This window comes from Paracoccus sp. PAR01, from assembly GCF_014851995.1.
Taxonomy (GTDB): domain Bacteria; phylum Pseudomonadota; class Alphaproteobacteria; order Rhodobacterales; family Rhodobacteraceae; genus Paracoccus; species Paracoccus litorisediminis.
Map to the genome: position 1 here is coordinate 249,013 of NZ_JACVAW010000002.1, position 16,327 is coordinate 265,339.

Consider the following 16,327-nt stretch of genomic DNA (forward strand, 5'->3'; position numbering starts at 1 on the left):
GACCGGCGCAAGGCGGCGAATGAGGGGCGGGGTTCCATTCGTGCCTCGCGTCCCACCGCGCGGCTCCCGAACCCCGAACATGCCCTGAAGGAAGGTCTCCTGCGATTTCTTGCGAAACCGTCCTTCAAGACAGGTTCGGCAGGGACCGGGAAAGCCCGGACCCTGCCCATTTCATCCGAAATGAATCGGCCTGTTAAGGCCAATTACTTCAGCTCGACCTTGGCGCCAGCCGCTTCGAGCTTTTTCTTCATTTCTTCGGCGTCGGCTTTCGAAGCGCCTTCTTTGACTTTGCCACCGGCTTCGACCAGGTCTTTGGCTTCTTTCAGGCCCAGACCGGTGATGCCGCGAACTTCTTTGATCACGTTGATCTTGTTCGCGCCGGCGTCAACCAGGACGACGTCGAATTCGGTTTTCTCTTCAACTGCTTCAGCAGCTGCAGCCGGACCGGCAACCATGACGGCGCCACCAGCAGCCGGCTCGATGCCGTATTCGTCTTTCAGGATGGTTTTCAGTTCCTGGGCTTGCAGCAGGGTCAGGCCCACGATTTCTTCGGCGAGTTTTTTCAGATCAGCCATTTTTCCGTTCTTTCACTAAATGTTCCAACGATGGGTGTTCGACCCTACGAGGGAATGGGTTTGCCTTAAGCGGCCTCACGCTCTTCCAGAGTCGTGAGGATGCTCGCGATGTTGCTGGCAGGTGCGCCGATCGCGCCCGCGATGTTCGAAGCAGGGGCACCGATGCAGGACACGATCGAAGCGATAAGCTCTTCACGCGACGGCATCTGGGCCACGGCTTTCACACCAGCCGGGTCAAGGGCCGTGTCACCCATCGCACCGCCCAGGATCACGAACTTGTCGTTAGCCTTGGCGTATTTATCCGCGATCCGGGCAGCAGCCACGGGATCTTCGGAATAGGCGAGCACGGTCATACCCGTCAGATAGTCGGCGATGCTTGCGCAAGGCTTTCCATCCAGGGCGATCTTGGCGAGCCTGTTCTTGGCAACGCGAACGGACCCGCCAGCTTCACGCATTTGCGCGCGCAGGTCCTGCATTTGGGCAACCGTCATTCCTTCGTAGTGGGCAACCACCACGACGCCAGAGGCTTCAAAGATTTGGCCGAGTTCATCGACCAACTGCTCTTTTTGCGCTCTATCCACGGTTTCACTCCAAGTGTGGGGGTTTCCCCCCGGCTCAACTATCCAGCCGCTCGAACAGCGACTGAACCGGTCCGTGACGGTCCAAGATCCCCCGAAGAAACCTTCGGAAAATGGTCTTGATCCCATCTCAGGAAGGAAATTAAGCAGGTCGCCCTGCACCCTCCGTCTCGGACAGGACGGGGCATTGCTGCCCCGCCATCCGCCGGATTGCTCCGGCGAAACTCATGCCGCTTACTGAGCGGCGGCCGAAGCCAGGTCCAGCGACACGCCCGGACCCATGGTCGAGCTGATCGAGACCTTCTTCAGGTAGGTGCCTTTGGCGCCCGACGGCTTCGCACGGTTCACGGCGTCGACGAAAGCGCGGATGTTCTCGGCCAGTTTGGCGGCATCGAACGAAGCCTTGCCAACACCAGCGTGAACGACACCGGCTTTTTCAGCCTTGAACTGGACTTCACCACCCTTGGCAGCTTCGACGGCCGATTTAACGTCCATCGTCACCGTGCCGACTTTGGGGTTCGGCATCAGGTTGCGCGGGCCAAGGATTTTGCCCAGACGGCCGACCAGCGGCATCATGTCCGGGGTGGCGATGCAGCGATCGAATTCGATCTTGCCCGACTGGATGGTCTCCAGCAGGTCTTCTGCACCGACGATCTCGGCGCCAGCGGCTTTCGCTTCGTCAGCTTTCGGGCCACGAGCGAAGACAGCGACGCGAACGTGCTTGCCCGTGCCGTTCGGCAGGGTGACAACGCCACGAACCATCTGGTCGGCGTGACGCGGGTCGACGCCCAGGTTCAGCGCGATTTCAACGGTTTCGTCGAATTTCGCTTTGACGTTGGCTTTCACCAGCGCGACAGCTTCTTCAACCGAAAGAGCCGATTTGCCTTCGAAAGCGGCGCGAGCGGCGGCTTTGTTTTTCGAGACTTTTGCCATGACTTAGCCTTTCACCTCGATACCGATCGAACGGGCCGAACCAACGATGATCTGCATCGCGGCTTCGATATCGTTCGCGGAAAGGTCCTTCATCTTGGCTTCGGCGATCTCGCGAACTTGCTTCGCGGTCACGGTGCCGGCGACCGTACGGCCGGGCTTGTCCGAACCCTTGGCGCGGTTGCGCTTGCCGACCGGCTTCAGGCCAGCAGCTTTCTTCAGCAGGAACGAGGCCGGAGCGGTCTTCGTTTCGAAGGTGAAGGATTTATCGGCGTAATAGGTGATCACGACCGGAACCGGCGAACCGGGTTCCATTTCCTGCGTCTTGGCGTTGAACGCCTTGCAGAATTCCATGATGTTGATGCCGCGCTGGCCCAGTGCGGGGCCGACCGGCGGGGACGGGTTGGCTTGACCCGCCTTGATTTGCAGCTTGAGGCTGCCGACAACTTTCTTGGCCATCTGGCCTTCTCCTTATCATCACGCCCTTGCGGGCAGACTTAGCGGTTCGACGGCTTGCGCCTCCCGCATGACATCACGCGGTCTTGGAGACCTGCGTAAATTCCAGCTCGACCGGCGTCGGCCGGCCAAAGATCGAAACGGTGACCTTGATGCGGCTCGAGACCTCATCCACCTCTTCGACCATCCCCGAGAAGCCCTCGAAGGGCCCGTCGGTCACGTTCACCTTCTCGCCCACGTCGAAGCGGATCAGGTTGCGCGGCGCAACCTCGACCCCACCTTCGCCGGTGCGATGCAGAATCGTGTTCACCTCTTCGTCGCGCATCGGCATCGGCTTGCCATGCGCACCCAGGAAACCCGTCACTCGGTTGATCGAGTTGACCAGGTGGTAGGTCCGGTCCGACAGATCCATGTGAACCAGCACATAGCCCGGCATGAAGCGACGCTCAGAGGTCACCTTCTTGCCGCGACGGATCTCGATCACCTCTTCGGTGGGGACCAGAACCTCGTCGATCTCGTCCTCGAGACCCTTTTCAGCAGCAGCCTGGCGAATCGCCTCGGCGACCTTCTTCTCAAAGTTCGACAGGACGCTGACCGAATACCAACGCTTTGCCATGTCTCGATCGACCCCTGTTTACTCCAGGCCGGCTTGCGCCAGACCCTTCAATTCAAATTCCGCCCAAGAACCAGACGCCATTTCAAACGACACTAGCTCAAATTGAAATCGGCGCGCACGACCGAATCGATGCACGCCGCGTCACGGGCAGGTCGCAAGCACATAGCGCCCCCTGCCCTGTAATGCAAGACCTCAGCTACCGACGACGCTCAGGATGCCTGCCAGACCCGACTTGATCGCCAGATCGACAAGGAAAAAGAAGATCGAGGCCAGCGTCGCCATGATCAGGACCATGATCGTCGTGGTAACCACCTCACGGCGGGTGGGCCAGCTGATCTTGCCGACTTCGGCGCGCACCTGGCTGATGAACTGGACGGGGTTGGCCATGTTGATCCCTTTGGTCATGCAGCGCGTCAGATAGACCGGGCGCGGCGGATTTTCAAGCCGGAACCGGTCCCGGCTTTGCGATTGCCGCTGTCACGGATCAAGGAACTGCACCTTTTCGGTTGCCCGCACCAACGAGACCTCGCGCGCATACATCAGCGCAGAGCGGGCACGAACCTCATCGTCGAACAATTGCAGCGGCGCGTGGCCGGCATCTCGGCTGAAGCGACGCTGCGCCCGTCGGACCAACACACGCAGATCTTCCTCGCTATCGGCCATCGCGCGCCTGCGAAACCAGTCATAGCCCGCCTGCGTGAGACTGACATTCGACGGTGGCAATTCGGGGATCAGCGCGGCCAGTTCCTCGCCCAGCATCAGTTCCAGCACGCGGGGCCGCAATTCGCGGTAGTCCTCGTAGCGCCAGATCACGATCAGGTCGACGGAATCGATCGCGGCCAGCCGTTTCACCAGACCCGACCAGCGCACCCTTGTCGGGTCGCGGCCATGCAGCCACGGATCAAGCTCGATTTCATTCCCCAATGAGACCTGCAGCGCAAAGGCCGACTGGTTATAGGCCGCCGGATCGCGCAGAGACAGGAACAGCGTGGCATTACCGCGCCCGGCCATCTGGATCACCTGCCGCACCCGCCGACCGGCATGGGGATAGAGCACGCCATTTTCCGCGATCATGTTGTAGCGGCGGGTGCCGCCCAGGATGTTTTCCTCGGACAGCAGCAACCGCGCATGATTCGCGGCCAGTTCGGACATGGCCTGCCGGCATTCCCGTGCAGGACGACTGGCCCCGCCCTTTTCCAGCGCCTCGGCCAGGGTCATTGCGCGCAGGGTCTTGGGCCCGGCATAGCACAGCCCGCCCTGCCCCAGTTCTTCCCGGACCTGACGCAGTGATTGTTGAAGATGGGTCGAGGCGGTCTTGTGCGCGCCCAAATGGAGGCTCAGCAATCCGGCCGTCCTTTCGCTGAGTCCCGCGAATGACCGGGACGGATATTCCGACATGCCCGCATCCGCTCCGCCCATGGGATCGAAGGCAGTTCAAATACTGCACTTGCAAACAGGACGATTCTGTCGCGTCGCGTCCGTGCTGACAAGGTCAGGCGGTTCACGTTTTCTCGGGTGGATGTGGTAGCGATCATGGCATGGCACGATCCAGCCGGAGGCTGGGTGGTGACACATGGCGATGATCGGAAGACCTGGCAGGGGTTGGGGGACTCGAACCCACGACCCTCGGTTTTGGAGACCGATGCTCTACCAACTGAGCTAAACCCCTAGGTCGAGGAACCCAATATGGCCTGCGCTTCGGGTCGTCAAGGCGGTTTCCGGGGTCCGATGCGGATCGCTGCAGATTTCCACAGTCTTTTCCGGGTGCCGGGCCGAAGGGTTAATCCTTTCCACCCTCGCCCCGGAAAAGCTGGTCGAAGCGTTGCAGCAGTTCGGCGCTGTCGGCGCGTTGGGTGTCGGCGGTCGCGTCCTCGGCGAACAATGTGGCCCGCTCGGGGAACCAGCGGCTGCGCAGCCGCTCATTGCGTGGCGCGAAACGGGCAAGGATGTGGTCCGACTGTGCTTGCGACAGCAGATCACCGCGCCCGGCGGCCGCCTCGTCAAGCTCATTCATCAGCTTCCGGTTCGCGCGTCGCAGGGCGCGGGCATCGTCGCGCGGAATCCCAGTGTAATGCGTGACCAGTTCGGCGATGCCCGGCGCTTTCCTGTGGCACCAGCCGCGCCCGGCCCATCACCGCCAGCATATCCGCAATGCTGTCCGGCACAGGTCCCGGCGCGGCTTCTTCATAGATGCGGAGGATGATTTCGGCCTGTGGGTAGGCTTCCTGCCACTTCACCAGCAGCTGCTCGTAATTCAGCTGCAGGGCAATCCGGCGCAGCACCGCATCAGGATTGGAGCTGGCACCGTTCCATTTGACGGTCTGCTTGTAAACCGCCTCGGCATAGCGGTCCTGACGCCGCAACCAGACCAGAATACGGAGGGGGTGCCCGGCCAGCGCCGCGAACAGCGGCCCCGCCACTTGCGGGCCGTGAACCGAGAAGGATTCGGCCGAGATCAGCACATCTTCGGGCTGGACCTGCTCGATCCGCGACCGGATCGCAGCCAGCATGGCGTCGGCGGCACCATGCTGGCAGGAAGCTTCGGCTTGACCCGGACATAAAGCAGCCGCTGCGCCAGCAGCGTCTCCTCATGCGTCGCGAACCATTCCTGCAGCGCGGAGGTGCCCGTCTTCATCATCCCGATGTGAAGCCAGATCCGCGCCATTTCCATCGCCGTCTGCTACACCCTAGGCCTTGCGCATTTCTGCCCGGACAGGCTCGGATACGTCACTGTCGTCGCTTTCCAGAAAACCACCCGACTGCCGCGCCCATAGCCCGGCATAGATGCCGCCGCGGACCAGCAATTCGTCATGACTGCCCTGCTCGACGATGCGGCCGCGGTCCATAACCACCAGCCGGTCCATCCGCGCAATGGTCGACAACCTGTGCGCAATGGCGATGACGGTCTTACCCTGCATCAACATTTCAAGCTGGCTCTGGATCGCGGCCTCGACCTCGCTGTCCAAGGCACTGGTCGCTTCGTCCAGCACAAGGATCGGGGCGTCCTTCAGCAGCACGCGGGCAATGGCAATGCGCTGACGCTGGCCACCCGAGAGCTTGACCCCCCGCTCACCAACATGCGCATCCAGACCCCGTCTGCCCTGCGAATCGCCCAAGGCTCCGACGAAATCGCTGGCCTCGGCCAGATCGGCGGCGCGCAGGATTTCGGTCTCGCTCGCGTCGGGGCGGCCATAGCTGATATTGTCCCGGATCGAGCGGTGCAGCAGCGAGGTGTCCTGCGTCACCACCCCGATGGCCGCGCGCAGCGATTCCTGCGTCACGCGGCTGACATCCTGACCGTCAATCAGGATCTGCCCCGCGCTGATGTCGTGGAAACGCAGCAGCAGGTTCACCAGCGTCGACTTGCCAGCGCCTGACCGCCCGACCAGACCGATCCGTTCGCCCGGAGCGATGTTCAGGGTCAGGTGGTCCAGAACCGTGGTGCCCTTGCCGCCATCGGCATCCCCATAGCGGAAGGTCACATCGCGGAACTCGACCGCGCCGCGCGTCACCACCAATGGCTTTGCCTCGGGCGCATCCGTCACCATGCGCGGCAGCGCCAGTGAGCCGATACCGTCCCGCACCGTGCCGATATTTTCGAAGAGCCCGGCGAACTCCCACATGATCCAATGCGACATGTTGCCCAGTCGCAGCGCCAGCGGGATGGCAATCGCCACTGCGCCCACCTCGATCCGGCCTTGGGTCCACAGCCAGATCCCCAGCGCCGTGACCGAGAAGGTCAGGCCCGAATTCAGCGAGGACAGCAGGATGTTCTGCACCGAGGCCAGCCGCATCTGGCGATGCACCGTCTGCAGGAACCCGTCCATGCTGTCGCGGACATAAGCCTCCTCGCGCGAACTGTGCGAGAACAGCTTCACCGTCGAGATATTGGTATAGCTGTCGACGACCCGGCCGGTCATGACGGCACGGGCATCGGCCTGCGCCTCGCTGACGCGGCCGATCAGCGGCACCAGCCACCACAGCATCAGCCCGTAAAGAACGCCCCACATGACAAAGGGCACCGCCAGCCAGCCATCGGTCGAGGCCGCCAGCACCAGCGCCCCCAGGAAATACACGCCGACATAGACCAGCACGTCCAGAAACTTCATCGCCACTTCGCGCACGGCCAAGGCGGTCTGCATCAGCTTGGTGGCGATGCGCCCGGCGAATTCGTCCTGAAAATAGCTCATCGACTGGCGCAGCAGGTAGCGATGCGCCTGCCAGCGGATGCGCTGCGGCAGGTTGCCCATCAGCGTCTGGTGCATCAGCAGCGAGAAGACGATCTGCAGCAGCGGAATGCCGATCACCAGAATCGCCGCCATCGCCAGCAGCCGGCTGCCCTCGACCTGCCAGAATTGATCCCGCCCGGTCCCGGCCAGCCGATCGACCAGATCGCCCATATAGCCGAACAGAATCACCTCGAAGACCGCGATCAGCGCCGAGCAGGCCGACATGGCCAGCATATAGCCCCATGCCCCCCGCGAGAAATGCAGGATGAATCGCCACAGCCCCTTGGGCGGCATACGCGGCGGATCGGCAGGATAGGGATCGAGCCGGCTTTCGAACCAGCTGAACATGTCAAACCTCGTGGAGTTTTCGGACGCCCTCGTCGCCCGGCGGCACAGTCTCATGGCCGCAAGCGAATTTGCAAGGGGGGCTACAGATGCCGCGTTTCGGGCGCGGGGTCCCACCAGGCATCATGAGCGCCATCGGCATAATAGATCGGGGCAGCGATCAGTTCCGCCTCGGTCGCGTCGTCCAGCGCGCTGACACAGACCATGACGAAACGCCCACCCAGATCGGCGATATTGCCTTCGGTCCACAGCCGCGTGCCGCATTGCACGCAAAAGCGGTGGTGCATGTCGATGTCGTCACCATTTCGTCGCGGCGTCTCGGCCAGATGCTCCTGTCCCGCCGTCACGCGAAATCCGGCAGGATCGGACAGACGCATTTCCCAGTAGCGCATCTTGCGGCAAAAGCTGCAATTGCACCGCATCGTGCCCTCGGCCAGATCGCCATCCGCCTCGAAGCGCACCGCGCCGCAAAAGCAGGAACCGTGATAGGTCTTCATCGCTCACCTCCGCAGGAACCCCGCCGAAACTTCGGCAGGGTCCAGTCTGGCAGGTCACTGCTGACAGAACGTGTCAGTTGGCAAGCTTTTCGGCAAAGAAGGCCAAGGTCCGGTCCCAGGCCTGCTTCGCCGCCGCCTCATCGTAGCGGGGCGTGGTGTCATTGTGGAAACCGTGCTGAGTGCCGGGATAGATGAAGGCTTGGTATTCCTTGCCATCCGCTTTCAGTGCTGCCTCATAGTCCGGCCAGCCCGCGTTCACCCGTTCGTCATTCTCGGCGTAATGGATCAGCAAGGGCGCCTTGATCCGCACGACCTCCTCGGGCCGCGGCTGGCGGCCATAGAAGGGGACCGAAGCCGACAGGTCGGGATAGGCCACGGCCAGCGCATTGCACACGCCCCCGCCATAGCAGAAGCCGACGCAGCCAACCTTGCCGGTCGAATCGGGGTGATCGCGCAGGAATTCATATGCGGCGAAGAAGTCCTCCATCAGCTTGGCCGGATCGAGGTTGGACTGCATCTCGCGGCCCTTTTCGTCATTTCCGGGATAGCCGCCGACGGAACTGAGCCCGTCAGGCCCGAATGCCAGATAGCCCGCCTTGCCCAGACGACGCACGACATCCTCGATATAGGGGTTCAGCCCGCGATTTTCGTGGACGACCAGCACCGCGGGCAGTTTGCCCTGCGCGACCGCCGGGCGCGCCATCAGGCCCGATATCTTGCCGTTTCCCTCGGGGCTGTCATAGCTGACGGTCTCGGTGCGGATGGCCGGATCGTCCGGCGGCACCTGCTGGGCCAGCGCATAGTCGGGCTTGAGCGCCTCGAAGATCGCTGCGGCGGTCATGCCCACGGTCGCGAATTGCGCGGCCTGCGCCATGAAGTCGCGCTTGCTGATGCGGCCATGCACGTAGCCGTCAAAGATTTCCAGAATGCGGGGGTGAAAGTCGGATGCCTTCCTTCTGCCATTGCCGTCCATGCCGTCCTCCTGCGGGTAGCCCAAACTGCGGGAACAACTCTGAAACCGCGACGCGGTTCAGCACAGCCGCCACATTCGGCGGAGTTTGCCCGGCAGGGCGCATGTCCCCGCCGGGTGCGATGGAACCGCAGGCTCAGCCAGCAGTGCCCTCGACCGCCATGTCGATCAGATCGGCGATACGTCCCGGCTGCGACGCCAATGAGGCATGGCTGGCCTCAAGGCTGATCGTGTCTTTGGGGTTCATCCGCGCCGCCATCATCTGCTGGTTCTCGGGATGGATCATCCGATCGAGGGTCGAGATCTGATACCAGCTTGGCTTGACCTTCCATGCCGGGGCCGAGATCGCGTCACCAAAGGTGCTGCCCAGCGGAGCCTTTTGCGTCACGGCCATGACCAGCGCCTCGTCCTCGGACAGGTCCTGACAGAAGCTCTCGCGGTATTTTTCGGGCTTCACCCACAGATAGCCGTCGCTGTCCGGCGCGATATTCGCAAAGGCCTCGGGCGGTTTGGCCTGGCTGATGCTGCCCGGGCTTTCCCCGGCATCGGGGGCGAAGGCCGCGACATAGACCAGCCCCGCGACATTGGGCAGATCGCCCGCCTCGGTGATCACGGCGCCGCCATAGGAATGTCCGACCAACAGCACGGGGCCGTCGATCTGACGGACCATCTTCTGCGTGCGCGCGACATCATCGGCCAGCGACGTCAGCGGGTTTTCGACGGCGTGGATGTCGGTATGGCCGCGCCTGTGCAGCTCGATGATGACCTTGGCCCAATGCGCGGCTCCTCCCCAGAAACCATGGACCAGAATGACGGTGGGACGTTGTGGCATGCGTCTTCCTCCCTGTCGGACATGCAACCGGCCATTCCGATGACGGCGCGGTTTTGCTGTCCCTTCAAGGATGTCGCCATTGCCCGCGCCTGTCCATCCGGCTTCACCAGGGTGCCGAAAACGGAAAAGGCCGTCCCTTTCGGGACGGCCCTCTCATCGCGATATCCCCGAGGGGATCACCCGATGATATCTGGTGAAGGTGCGCTCAAGCGCACCCTACCCCGGCCCCCCGTAGGGTGTGCTTGAGCGCACCCCACGCAAAGCCCGGTCCCGAATTACTTCAGGATTTTCGACACAACGCCGGCGCCGACGGTGCGGCCGCCTTCACGGATGGCGAAGCGCAGCTTCTCTTCCATCGCGATCGGAGCGATCAGTTCGACTTCGAACTTCAGGTTGTCGCCCGGCATCACCATCTCGGTGCCTTCCGGCAGCTTGACGGTACCGGTGACGTCCGTGGTGCGGAAGTAGAACTGCGGACGGTAGTTGGCGAAGAACGGCGTGTGACGGCCACCCTCTTCCTTGGTCAGGATATAAGCTTCAGCTTCGAACTGGGTGTGCGGGGTCACCGACTTCGGCTTCACCAGAACCTGGCCACGCTCGACGCCGTCACGGTCGATGCCGCGCAGCAGAACGCCAACGTTGTCGCCAGCCTCCCCACGATCCAGCAGCTTGCGGAACATTTCCACGCCGGTGCAGGTGGTTTTCTTGGTGTCGCGGATGCCCACGATTTCCAGTTCGTCGCCGACGTTGACAGCGCCACGCTCGATACGGCCGGTCACAACGGTGCCGCGGCCCGAGATCGAGAACACGTCTTCGATCGGCAGCAGGAACGGCTGGTCGATGGCGCGCTCGGGCGTCGGGATGTATTCGTCGACAGCAGCGATAAGAGCGCGGATCGAGTCCTCGCCGATAGCCTGGTCGCGGCCTTCCATTGCGGCCAGAGCCGAGCCTTTGATGATCGGAATGTCATCGCCGGGGTAGTCATAGGAGGACAGAAGCTCGCGAACTTCCATCTCGACCAGTTCCAGCAGCTCTTCGTCATCCACCTGGTCGACCTTGTTCAGGTAGACGACCATGTAGGGGATGCCGACCTGACGGCCCAGCAGGATGTGCTCGCGGGTCTGCGGCATCGGGCCGTCAGCAGCGTTCACGACCAGGATCGCGCCGTCCATCTGGGCAGCACCGGTGATCATGTTCTTGACGTAGTCGGCGTGGCCGGGGCAGTCGACGTGGGCGTAGTGACGCGCTTCCGACTCGTACTCGACGTGCGCGGTCGAGATCGTGATGCCACGAGCGCGCTCTTCCGGCGCACCGTCAATCTGGTCATAGGCCTTGAATTCACCAAAATACTTGGTGATCGCAGCCGTCAGAGTCGTCTTGCCGTGGTCAACGTGACCAATCGTCCCGATGTTGACGTGCGGCTTATTCCGTTCAAACTTTGCCTTTGCCATCATGGCCTCCTATCGGAGGGGCCACCCGCGCGACAGCCCCATCGTGAAACATCCGCCGCGACTTATAATCGTGGCGCGGAAAAATCAAGGGTAGCCTAGCAGCACCGTGATAACGAAACCGATGAACGCAGGGTCAGGAAATCGGCTTGGAACCAAGCCCGGTCCAGCAGGCTTTAGCAGGGGATGGCGCCCCGTTATGCGGTGGGCGCCCTTTCACGTCGGAGGACGACATGAGCCTAATGAAATCACTTGCCCGCGTTGCGGCCGGTATCATGCTGGCGAAGGGTATCGGTACGATGATGAAGAATGCCCAGGGCGGCGGAGCGGCGGGTGGCTCGACCCAGGCCCGGAACGCGCCTTCAGGCAGCATCCTTGATGAGATCGTCGGCAAAAGCGGCGGTACAGCTGGCCGTCAGGCCGGGGCTGGCACCGGTGCGGGTGGCCTTGGCGACATCCTTGGCCAGATTCTGGGCGGTCGCGCGCCCGGCGCAGGCGGCGGCTCGCCCTATGGTGGGGCGCATTCGCCCTCGGGGCGTGCCAGTGGCGGCCTTGGCGGCATCCTTGACCAACTGACCGCCGGGCGCGGCGGCGGCACGACCAGCGCAGGTGCAGGCACCGGTGGCGGTCTGGGCCAGATCCTTGCTGGCGGCGCTGCGGCTGGTGGCCTTGGCGGCATCCTTGGCGAGCTTCTGGGCGGCGGACAGGCCAAGGCTGGAACGCCCGCTGGCGGCTTGGCGCAGAAGGGCTCTCAGCCCGCGAATGACGCCAGCTTCGGCGAGGTGCTGAACGACGCGCTGGTCAATGGCGGCGAGCCCTCGATCACCCCCACCCCGGAACAGAATGCGGTGGCCGGGCTGATCTTGCGCGCGATGATCCAGGCCGCGAAATCCGACGGCAAGATCGACGAGGCCGAACAGGCCCGCCTGACCGCCGAACTGGGCGAGCTTGACGATGAGGAACGCGCCTTCATCCGCGAGCAGATGGCCGCCCCGGTCGACGCCGCCGCCCTTGCCAAGGAAGTGCCGCAGGGTCTGGGTCCGCAGATCTACACGATGTCGCTGATGGCCATCGACTTCGACAACCGCAATGAGGCCGAATACCTGCATTCGCTGGCGACCGCGCTGGGGCTGGACAAGGCCACGGTGAACGGCATCCACGAAAAAGTCGGCGCGACCAATCTTTACGCCTGACCGACCCTATGCCTGATCAAACAGGCCAAGCTGGCGCGGGGCAGTCTCTGCCCCCGCCGCCTCAAGCGCGGAAAGCGTGATCCCCAGCAGCCTGACCCCATGCGGATCGGCAAAGACCGGCTCCAGCAATTCCCGCGCGATCTCCAGCATCTCGTCCCGGCTCGCCACCGGACGCGGCAGCGACTTCGCCCGCGTCATCTGCCGAAAATCCCCGTATTTCACCTTGAGCGTCACGGTGCGCCCAGCCTTGCCCGAGGCGACCGCATGCCGCCACACCTTGTCGGCCAGAGGTGCCAGTTCCGCATGCGCCGCGCCGATGTCGCGCAAATCGTCGAAAAACGTGTTCTCGGCCCCGATGGATTTGCGGATGCGGTCGGGTTTGACCTCTCGGGTGTCGATGCCGCGGGCGATGTTCCAGTAATAGGTCCCCGATTTCCCGAAGCGCGCGGTCAGGAACTCAAGGCTTTGCCGCGCCAGATCCGCGCCGGTCAGGATGCCATGCGATTCCATCCGGGCAGCGGTCGCGGGGCCGACGCCGTGAAAGCGGCCGATGGGCAGGGATTGCACAAACTCGGCCCCGGCCTCGGGCGGGATCACGAACAGCCCGTCGGGCTTTCGCTGATCCGAAGCCAGTTTCGCCAGAAACTTGTTGTAGCTGACCCCGGCCGAGGCGGTCAGCCCCGTCACCTCGCGGATGCGGGCACGGATTTCCTGCGCGATGCGGGTGGCCGTGCGGCCATCAAGATAATCGGTCAGGTCCAGATAGGCCTCGTCCAGCGACAAGGGTTCGATCAGCGGCGTGTAATCGGCAAAGATCGCGCGGATCTGCTGGCTGACGGATTTATAGACCTCGAAGCGCGGCTTGACGAAGATCAGGTCCGGGCACAGCCGCTTTGCCCGCATCGAGGGCATGGCCGAGCGCACCCCGAACCGCCGCGCCTCATAGCTGGCGGCGGCGACGACGCCGCGCTGAATACCACCCACGGCGACCGGCTGGCCGCGCAGGTCGGGATTGTCGCGTTGCTCGACGGACGCGAAAAACGCGTCCATGTCGACATGGACGATGCGGCGGATACGCTCCGGCTCGCTCACGCGAGGATGCGGGCATCCCCCGCAACCAGCCCCTCGCCCATGCGATCAAAGCGCATATAGGCGATGGCGTGCCCGCCCGATTGGGTGAAAAGCGTGCCTGCCTCGCGCCCGTCGGCCATCAGGATCGGCGTGCCGGTCGGGGCCTCGCCCGCGATGCCGACAGTGACCAGCCCTTTGCGCAAGTCGGTCTTGTGCTTCATCCGCGCAGTGACCTCCTGCCCGACATAGCAGCCCTTGCGGAAATCGACGCCATGCAGACGCTCGAACCCGGCCTCAAGAATGAAGGTGTCGTTCGGGATCAGTTCGACCAACGACTCGGGGATGCAATGCTCGACCCGGATCGCGTCGAAATCGCTGCCGTCATCGCCCGTGCCGCCATACAGCCGCCAGCCAAGTGCTGGATGGCGCGGATCGGCAATGGCCGCGTCGGGCATGTCGCCCGTGCCACGTGAAACGGTCAGGTCGGTCGCCTCAATCGTCACCGCCGAGCGCAGCTTGTACATCGTCAGCCTGCGCATCAGGTCGTCGGCCAGCCGTTCGTCCACGTCGATCAGCAGCCGCTCGCCCATGGGCACGATCAGGAAATCGGCCAGATACTTGCCCTGCGGGGTCAGCAGCGCCGCCCAGACCGGCACGTCGCCGACCTTGTTCGTCACCAGTCCTTGCAGGAACTGCACCCGATCCGGCCCCGAGACCGCCAGAATCCGCCGCATCATTCTTCTCCGAATTGCAATCTGACCAGCGCCGCATAAGCGCCGCCCTTTTCCATCAACTGGTCATGGCTGCCCTCTTCGACAACCCTGCCGGCTTCCAGCACGATGATCTTGTCGGCCTGCCGGATGGTGGACAGGCGGTGCGCGATGACCAAAGTGGTGCGGCCGACCGACAACCCGTCCAGCGCCTGCTGGACCAGCCGCTCACTTTGTGCGTCAAGCGCGCTGGTTGCCTCGTCCAGCAGCAGGACCGGGGCATCGCGCAGGATGGCGCGGGCGATGGCGACGCGCTGGCGCTGCCCGCCCGACAGGGCCGAGCCGCGCGGTCCGGCAGGCGTGTCCAGGCCATAGGGCAGCGGATCGACGAAATCGGCGGCATGGGCGGCCTCGATGGCGGCGCGAAGGCGGGGTTCGTCCTCGGCATGGCCCAGCAGGATGTTCTCGCGCAGGGTCTCATCGAACAGGGCCGCGTCCTGACTGACGGTGGAAAACTGGTCGCGCAGGGTCGCCAGATCGAACTCGGCCAGCGGCACCCCGCCCAGGGTGATGCTGCCCGAGGCCGGATCGACCATGCGGGTCAGCAGGTTGAAGACCGTCGACTTTCCCGCCCCGGACGGCCCGACCAGCGCGGTGGTCTGCCCCGCCTCGGCGGTGAAGGTCAGGCCGTTCAGCACCGGGTGGTTGTCATAGGACAGATGCACATCCTCCAGCCGGATCGTAGTGTCCGGCGGAGCCTCGCGGCGCGGCCCCGAGGTAATCGTGGGCCGCATGTCGAGGATTTCATAGATACGCTCAAGGCTGGCGGCGGCGGTTTGCCAGGTGCCCGCAAGGGTGCCCAAGCGACGCAGCGGCTGGAAGGCCAGTGCCATGGCGGTAAAGAAGGACATGAAGTCGCCGACCGTGCGTTCGCCCGACATGACCTCGGCCCCGCCCAGCCAAAGGACGCCCATGAAACCAAGGCCGGTCACCACGTCGACCAGTGCCGGAACCGTCGCGCCGATGGCTGACATCTTGATCTGGCCGATGCGGATGCGGTCGACGATCTGGGCGAAGCGACCGGCCTGATAATCCTCCATCCGGTTCAGCTTGACCGCGTTGATACCGTGCAGGACCTCATCCAGACGGGTGGCGCGCTGGCTGGCATTCTGGCGGTTCTGGCGCATCTTGCGGCGGATGTAGCGCTGGACCATGACCATCGGCAGGATCAGCAGCGGCGCACCGATCAGCGCGGCCAAGGTCCATTCCGGATCGACCGCGATCGCCACGCCGAACAGCGACACCAACGAGACGATGTCGCGCCCCATCCCCGAGATGAAGGTGGACCATACCCCTTGCACCGCGATGGAATCGCCCTGCACCCGCTCGATCATCGCGCCGGGAGGGTTCTTCTGGAAGAATGCCCCGTCCAGCGTCATCACATGGCGCAGCATGTCGGTCTGCATCGTCGTCGACACCGCCAGCGACACCGAGGTCATCAGGCTTCGGTTGATAACGAAAGTCGCGGCCCGCAGCAGGAACAGGCCAAAGATCACGCCGCCGACCCACCAGATCGCGTCGCTGTCGCCACCGACGAAGACGCGGTCGAAAAGCGGCTTCAGCATCCAGCTGAGCAGGCCCAGCGTCGAGCCCTCAAGGACCAGGAAGAACAGTGCCAGCGAGATCCGCGCCCAGTAGGGATGCAGGTAGTCCCGCCACATGCGTGAGAACAGATTGGCTGTTTTCTGGATTTTTTCGGCCATCGCTGCCCCGCAAGAAACTCGCCAAGGGATAAGCCGCGCAGCCCCTCAGGGCAAGGGCCGCCCCCGGTTGACGCCGCAACGGCGCGGGCCTACCGATTGCACGTTCTGCAAAAA

General features: G+C 63.4%; 19 protein-coding genes and 1 tRNA gene. 1 reads left to right on the forward strand and 19 read right to left on the reverse strand.

Annotated features, from left to right (window positions below):
- Positions 1 to 203: 203 nt before the first annotated feature.
- From rplL to tuf, 16 genes are all read right to left on the reverse strand, one after another.
- Positions 204 to 575 (reverse strand): 50S ribosomal protein L7/L12, encoded by a 372-nt coding sequence (gene rplL / locus IB235_RS06315; protein ID WP_155038769.1) that lies wholly within the window; start codon positions 573 to 575, stop codon positions 204 to 206.
- A gap of 65 nt (positions 576 to 640) precedes the next feature.
- Positions 641 to 1,156 carry a 50S ribosomal protein L10 gene (gene rplJ, locus IB235_RS06320; RefSeq protein WP_192336076.1) on the reverse strand — a complete coding sequence of 172 codons (516 nt, stop codon included), beginning with the start codon at positions 1,154 to 1,156 and terminating at the stop codon, positions 641 to 643.
- Between the two features lie 231 nt (positions 1,157 to 1,387).
- Positions 1,388 to 2,086, reverse strand: a complete 699-nt coding sequence (rplA, locus tag IB235_RS06325) for a 50S ribosomal protein L1 (RefSeq protein WP_155038770.1) — start codon at positions 2,084 to 2,086, stop codon at positions 1,388 to 1,390.
- A gap of 3 nt (positions 2,087 to 2,089) precedes the next feature.
- Positions 2,090 to 2,542 (reverse strand): 50S ribosomal protein L11, encoded by a 453-nt coding sequence (gene rplK, locus IB235_RS06330; protein ID WP_155038771.1) that lies wholly within the window; start codon positions 2,540 to 2,542, stop codon positions 2,090 to 2,092.
- A 73-nt stretch (positions 2,543 to 2,615) separates the two neighbouring features.
- The gene (gene nusG, locus IB235_RS06335; protein ID WP_155038772.1) at positions 2,616 to 3,155 is read right to left on the reverse strand and encodes a transcription termination/antitermination protein NusG; all 540 of its coding nucleotides are present in this window, start codon (positions 3,153 to 3,155) and stop codon (positions 2,616 to 2,618) included.
- A 192-nt stretch (positions 3,156 to 3,347) separates the two neighbouring features.
- Positions 3,348 to 3,560 (reverse strand): preprotein translocase subunit SecE, encoded by a 213-nt coding sequence (secE, locus tag IB235_RS06340; protein WP_225612090.1) that lies wholly within the window; start codon positions 3,558 to 3,560, stop codon positions 3,348 to 3,350.
- Between the two features lie 72 nt (positions 3,561 to 3,632).
- Positions 3,633 to 4,499: a hypothetical protein gene (locus IB235_RS06345; RefSeq protein WP_192336077.1), complete on the reverse strand. Its 867-nt coding sequence runs from the start codon at positions 4,497 to 4,499 to the stop codon at positions 3,633 to 3,635.
- A 249-nt stretch (positions 4,500 to 4,748) separates the two neighbouring features.
- Positions 4,749 to 4,824 (reverse strand) — tRNA-Trp (locus IB235_RS06350).
- Between the two features lie 111 nt (positions 4,825 to 4,935).
- Complete coding sequence (locus tag IB235_RS06355; protein ID WP_192336078.1) at positions 4,936 to 5,169, reverse strand: hypothetical protein; 234 nt, start codon at positions 5,167 to 5,169, stop codon at positions 4,936 to 4,938.
- A complete protein-coding gene (locus IB235_RS06360; RefSeq protein ID WP_192336079.1) occupies positions 5,162 to 5,665 on the reverse strand; it encodes a hypothetical protein in 504 nt (167 codons plus the stop codon). The genes IB235_RS06355 and IB235_RS06360 overlap by 8 nt, the downstream gene beginning before the upstream one ends.
- Entirely contained in the window at positions 5,611 to 5,826 is a 216-nt protein-coding gene (locus IB235_RS06365; protein WP_192336080.1) for a hypothetical protein, read from the reverse strand. The genes IB235_RS06360 and IB235_RS06365 overlap by 55 nt, the downstream gene beginning before the upstream one ends.
- A 16-nt stretch (positions 5,827 to 5,842) precedes the next feature.
- Positions 5,843 to 7,732: an ABC transporter ATP-binding protein gene (locus tag IB235_RS06370; protein WP_192336081.1), complete on the reverse strand. Its 1,890-nt coding sequence runs from the start codon at positions 7,730 to 7,732 to the stop codon at positions 5,843 to 5,845.
- An 80-nt stretch (positions 7,733 to 7,812) separates the two neighbouring features.
- Positions 7,813 to 8,226, reverse strand: coding sequence for a GFA family protein (locus IB235_RS06375; protein ID WP_192336082.1), 414 nt, complete (start codon positions 8,224 to 8,226; stop codon positions 7,813 to 7,815).
- A gap of 73 nt (positions 8,227 to 8,299) precedes the next feature.
- The gene (yghX, locus tag IB235_RS06380; protein ID WP_192336083.1) at positions 8,300 to 9,199 is read right to left on the reverse strand and encodes a YghX family hydrolase; all 900 of its coding nucleotides are present in this window, start codon (positions 9,197 to 9,199) and stop codon (positions 8,300 to 8,302) included.
- 133 nt (positions 9,200 to 9,332) lie between these two features.
- The gene (locus tag IB235_RS06385) at positions 9,333 to 10,028 is read right to left on the reverse strand and encodes an alpha/beta hydrolase (RefSeq protein ID WP_192336084.1); all 696 of its coding nucleotides are present in this window, start codon (positions 10,026 to 10,028) and stop codon (positions 9,333 to 9,335) included.
- A gap of 275 nt (positions 10,029 to 10,303) precedes the next feature.
- Entirely contained in the window at positions 10,304 to 11,479 is a 1,176-nt protein-coding gene (tuf, locus tag IB235_RS06390; RefSeq protein ID WP_155038779.1) for an elongation factor Tu, read from the reverse strand.
- A gap of 230 nt (positions 11,480 to 11,709) precedes the next feature.
- Here tuf and IB235_RS06395 point away from each other — a divergent pair, with 230 nt between their 5' ends.
- Positions 11,710 to 12,669, forward strand: coding sequence for a DUF533 domain-containing protein (locus IB235_RS06395; RefSeq protein WP_192336085.1), 960 nt, complete (start codon positions 11,710 to 11,712; stop codon positions 12,667 to 12,669).
- Between the two features lie 6 nt (positions 12,670 to 12,675).
- On the opposite strand, the gene dinB is transcribed toward IB235_RS06395, so the two are convergent.
- Genes dinB through IB235_RS06410 form a run of 3 tightly spaced genes read right to left on the reverse strand, consistent with a single transcriptional unit; the run spans position 12,676 to position 16,213 of the window.
- Positions 12,676 to 13,761: a DNA polymerase IV gene (gene dinB, locus IB235_RS06400; RefSeq protein WP_192336086.1), complete on the reverse strand. Its 1,086-nt coding sequence runs from the start codon at positions 13,759 to 13,761 to the stop codon at positions 12,676 to 12,678.
- Positions 13,758 to 14,474: a folate-binding protein YgfZ gene (locus tag IB235_RS06405; protein ID WP_192336087.1), complete on the reverse strand. Its 717-nt coding sequence runs from the start codon at positions 14,472 to 14,474 to the stop codon at positions 13,758 to 13,760. Before IB235_RS06405 ends, dinB begins: the two co-directional genes overlap by 4 nt.
- On the reverse strand, positions 14,474 to 16,213 hold the full coding sequence (locus tag IB235_RS06410; protein ID WP_192336088.1) for an ABC transporter ATP-binding protein: 1,740 nt from the start codon (positions 16,211 to 16,213) through the stop codon (positions 14,474 to 14,476). The genes IB235_RS06405 and IB235_RS06410 overlap by 1 nt, the downstream gene beginning before the upstream one ends.
- Positions 16,214 to 16,327 lie beyond the last annotated feature (114 nt).

Bases quoted from the DNA above. Each gene is read 5' to 3' on its own strand.
- rplL (WP_155038769.1), bottom strand. From the start codon at position 575: ATGGCTGATCTGAAAAAACTCGCCGAAGAAATCGTGGGCCTGACCCTG.
- rplA (WP_155038770.1), bottom strand. From the start codon at position 2,086: ATGGCAAAAGTCTCGAAAAACAAAGCCGCCGCTCGCGCCGCTTTCGAA.
- rplK (WP_155038771.1), bottom strand. From the start codon at position 2,542: ATGGCCAAGAAAGTTGTCGGCAGCCTCAAGCTGCAAATCAAGGCGGGT.
- nusG (WP_155038772.1), bottom strand. From the start codon at position 3,155: ATGGCAAAGCGTTGGTATTCGGTCAGCGTCCTGTCGAACTTTGAGAAG.
- secE (WP_225612090.1), bottom strand. From the start codon at position 3,560: ATGACCAAAGGGATCAACATGGCCAACCCCGTCCAGTTCATCAGCCAG.
- IB235_RS06355 (WP_192336078.1), bottom strand. From the start codon at position 5,169: ATGAATGAGCTTGACGAGGCGGCCGCCGGGCGCGGTGATCTGCTGTCG.
- IB235_RS06360 (WP_192336079.1), bottom strand. From the start codon at position 5,665: ATGCTGGCTGCGATCCGGTCGCGGATCGAGCAGGTCCAGCCCGAAGAT.
- IB235_RS06365 (WP_192336080.1), bottom strand. From the start codon at position 5,826: ATGGAAATGGCGCGGATCTGGCTTCACATCGGGATGATGAAGACGGGC.
- IB235_RS06370 (WP_192336081.1), bottom strand. From the start codon at position 7,732: ATGTTCAGCTGGTTCGAAAGCCGGCTCGATCCCTATCCTGCCGATCCG.
- IB235_RS06375 (WP_192336082.1), bottom strand. From the start codon at position 8,226: ATGAAGACCTATCACGGTTCCTGCTTTTGCGGCGCGGTGCGCTTCGAG.
- yghX (WP_192336083.1), bottom strand. From the start codon at position 9,199: ATGGACGGCAATGGCAGAAGGAAGGCATCCGACTTTCACCCCCGCATT.
- IB235_RS06385 (WP_192336084.1), bottom strand. From the start codon at position 10,028: ATGCCACAACGTCCCACCGTCATTCTGGTCCATGGTTTCTGGGGAGGA.
- tuf (WP_155038779.1), bottom strand. From the start codon at position 11,479: ATGGCAAAGGCAAAGTTTGAACGGAATAAGCCGCACGTCAACATCGGG.
- IB235_RS06395 (WP_192336085.1), top strand. From the start codon at position 11,710: ATGAGCCTAATGAAATCACTTGCCCGCGTTGCGGCCGGTATCATGCTG.
- IB235_RS06405 (WP_192336087.1), bottom strand. From the start codon at position 14,474: ATGCGGCGGATTCTGGCGGTCTCGGGGCCGGATCGGGTGCAGTTCCTG.
- IB235_RS06410 (WP_192336088.1), bottom strand. From the start codon at position 16,213: ATGGCCGAAAAAATCCAGAAAACAGCCAATCTGTTCTCACGCATGTGG.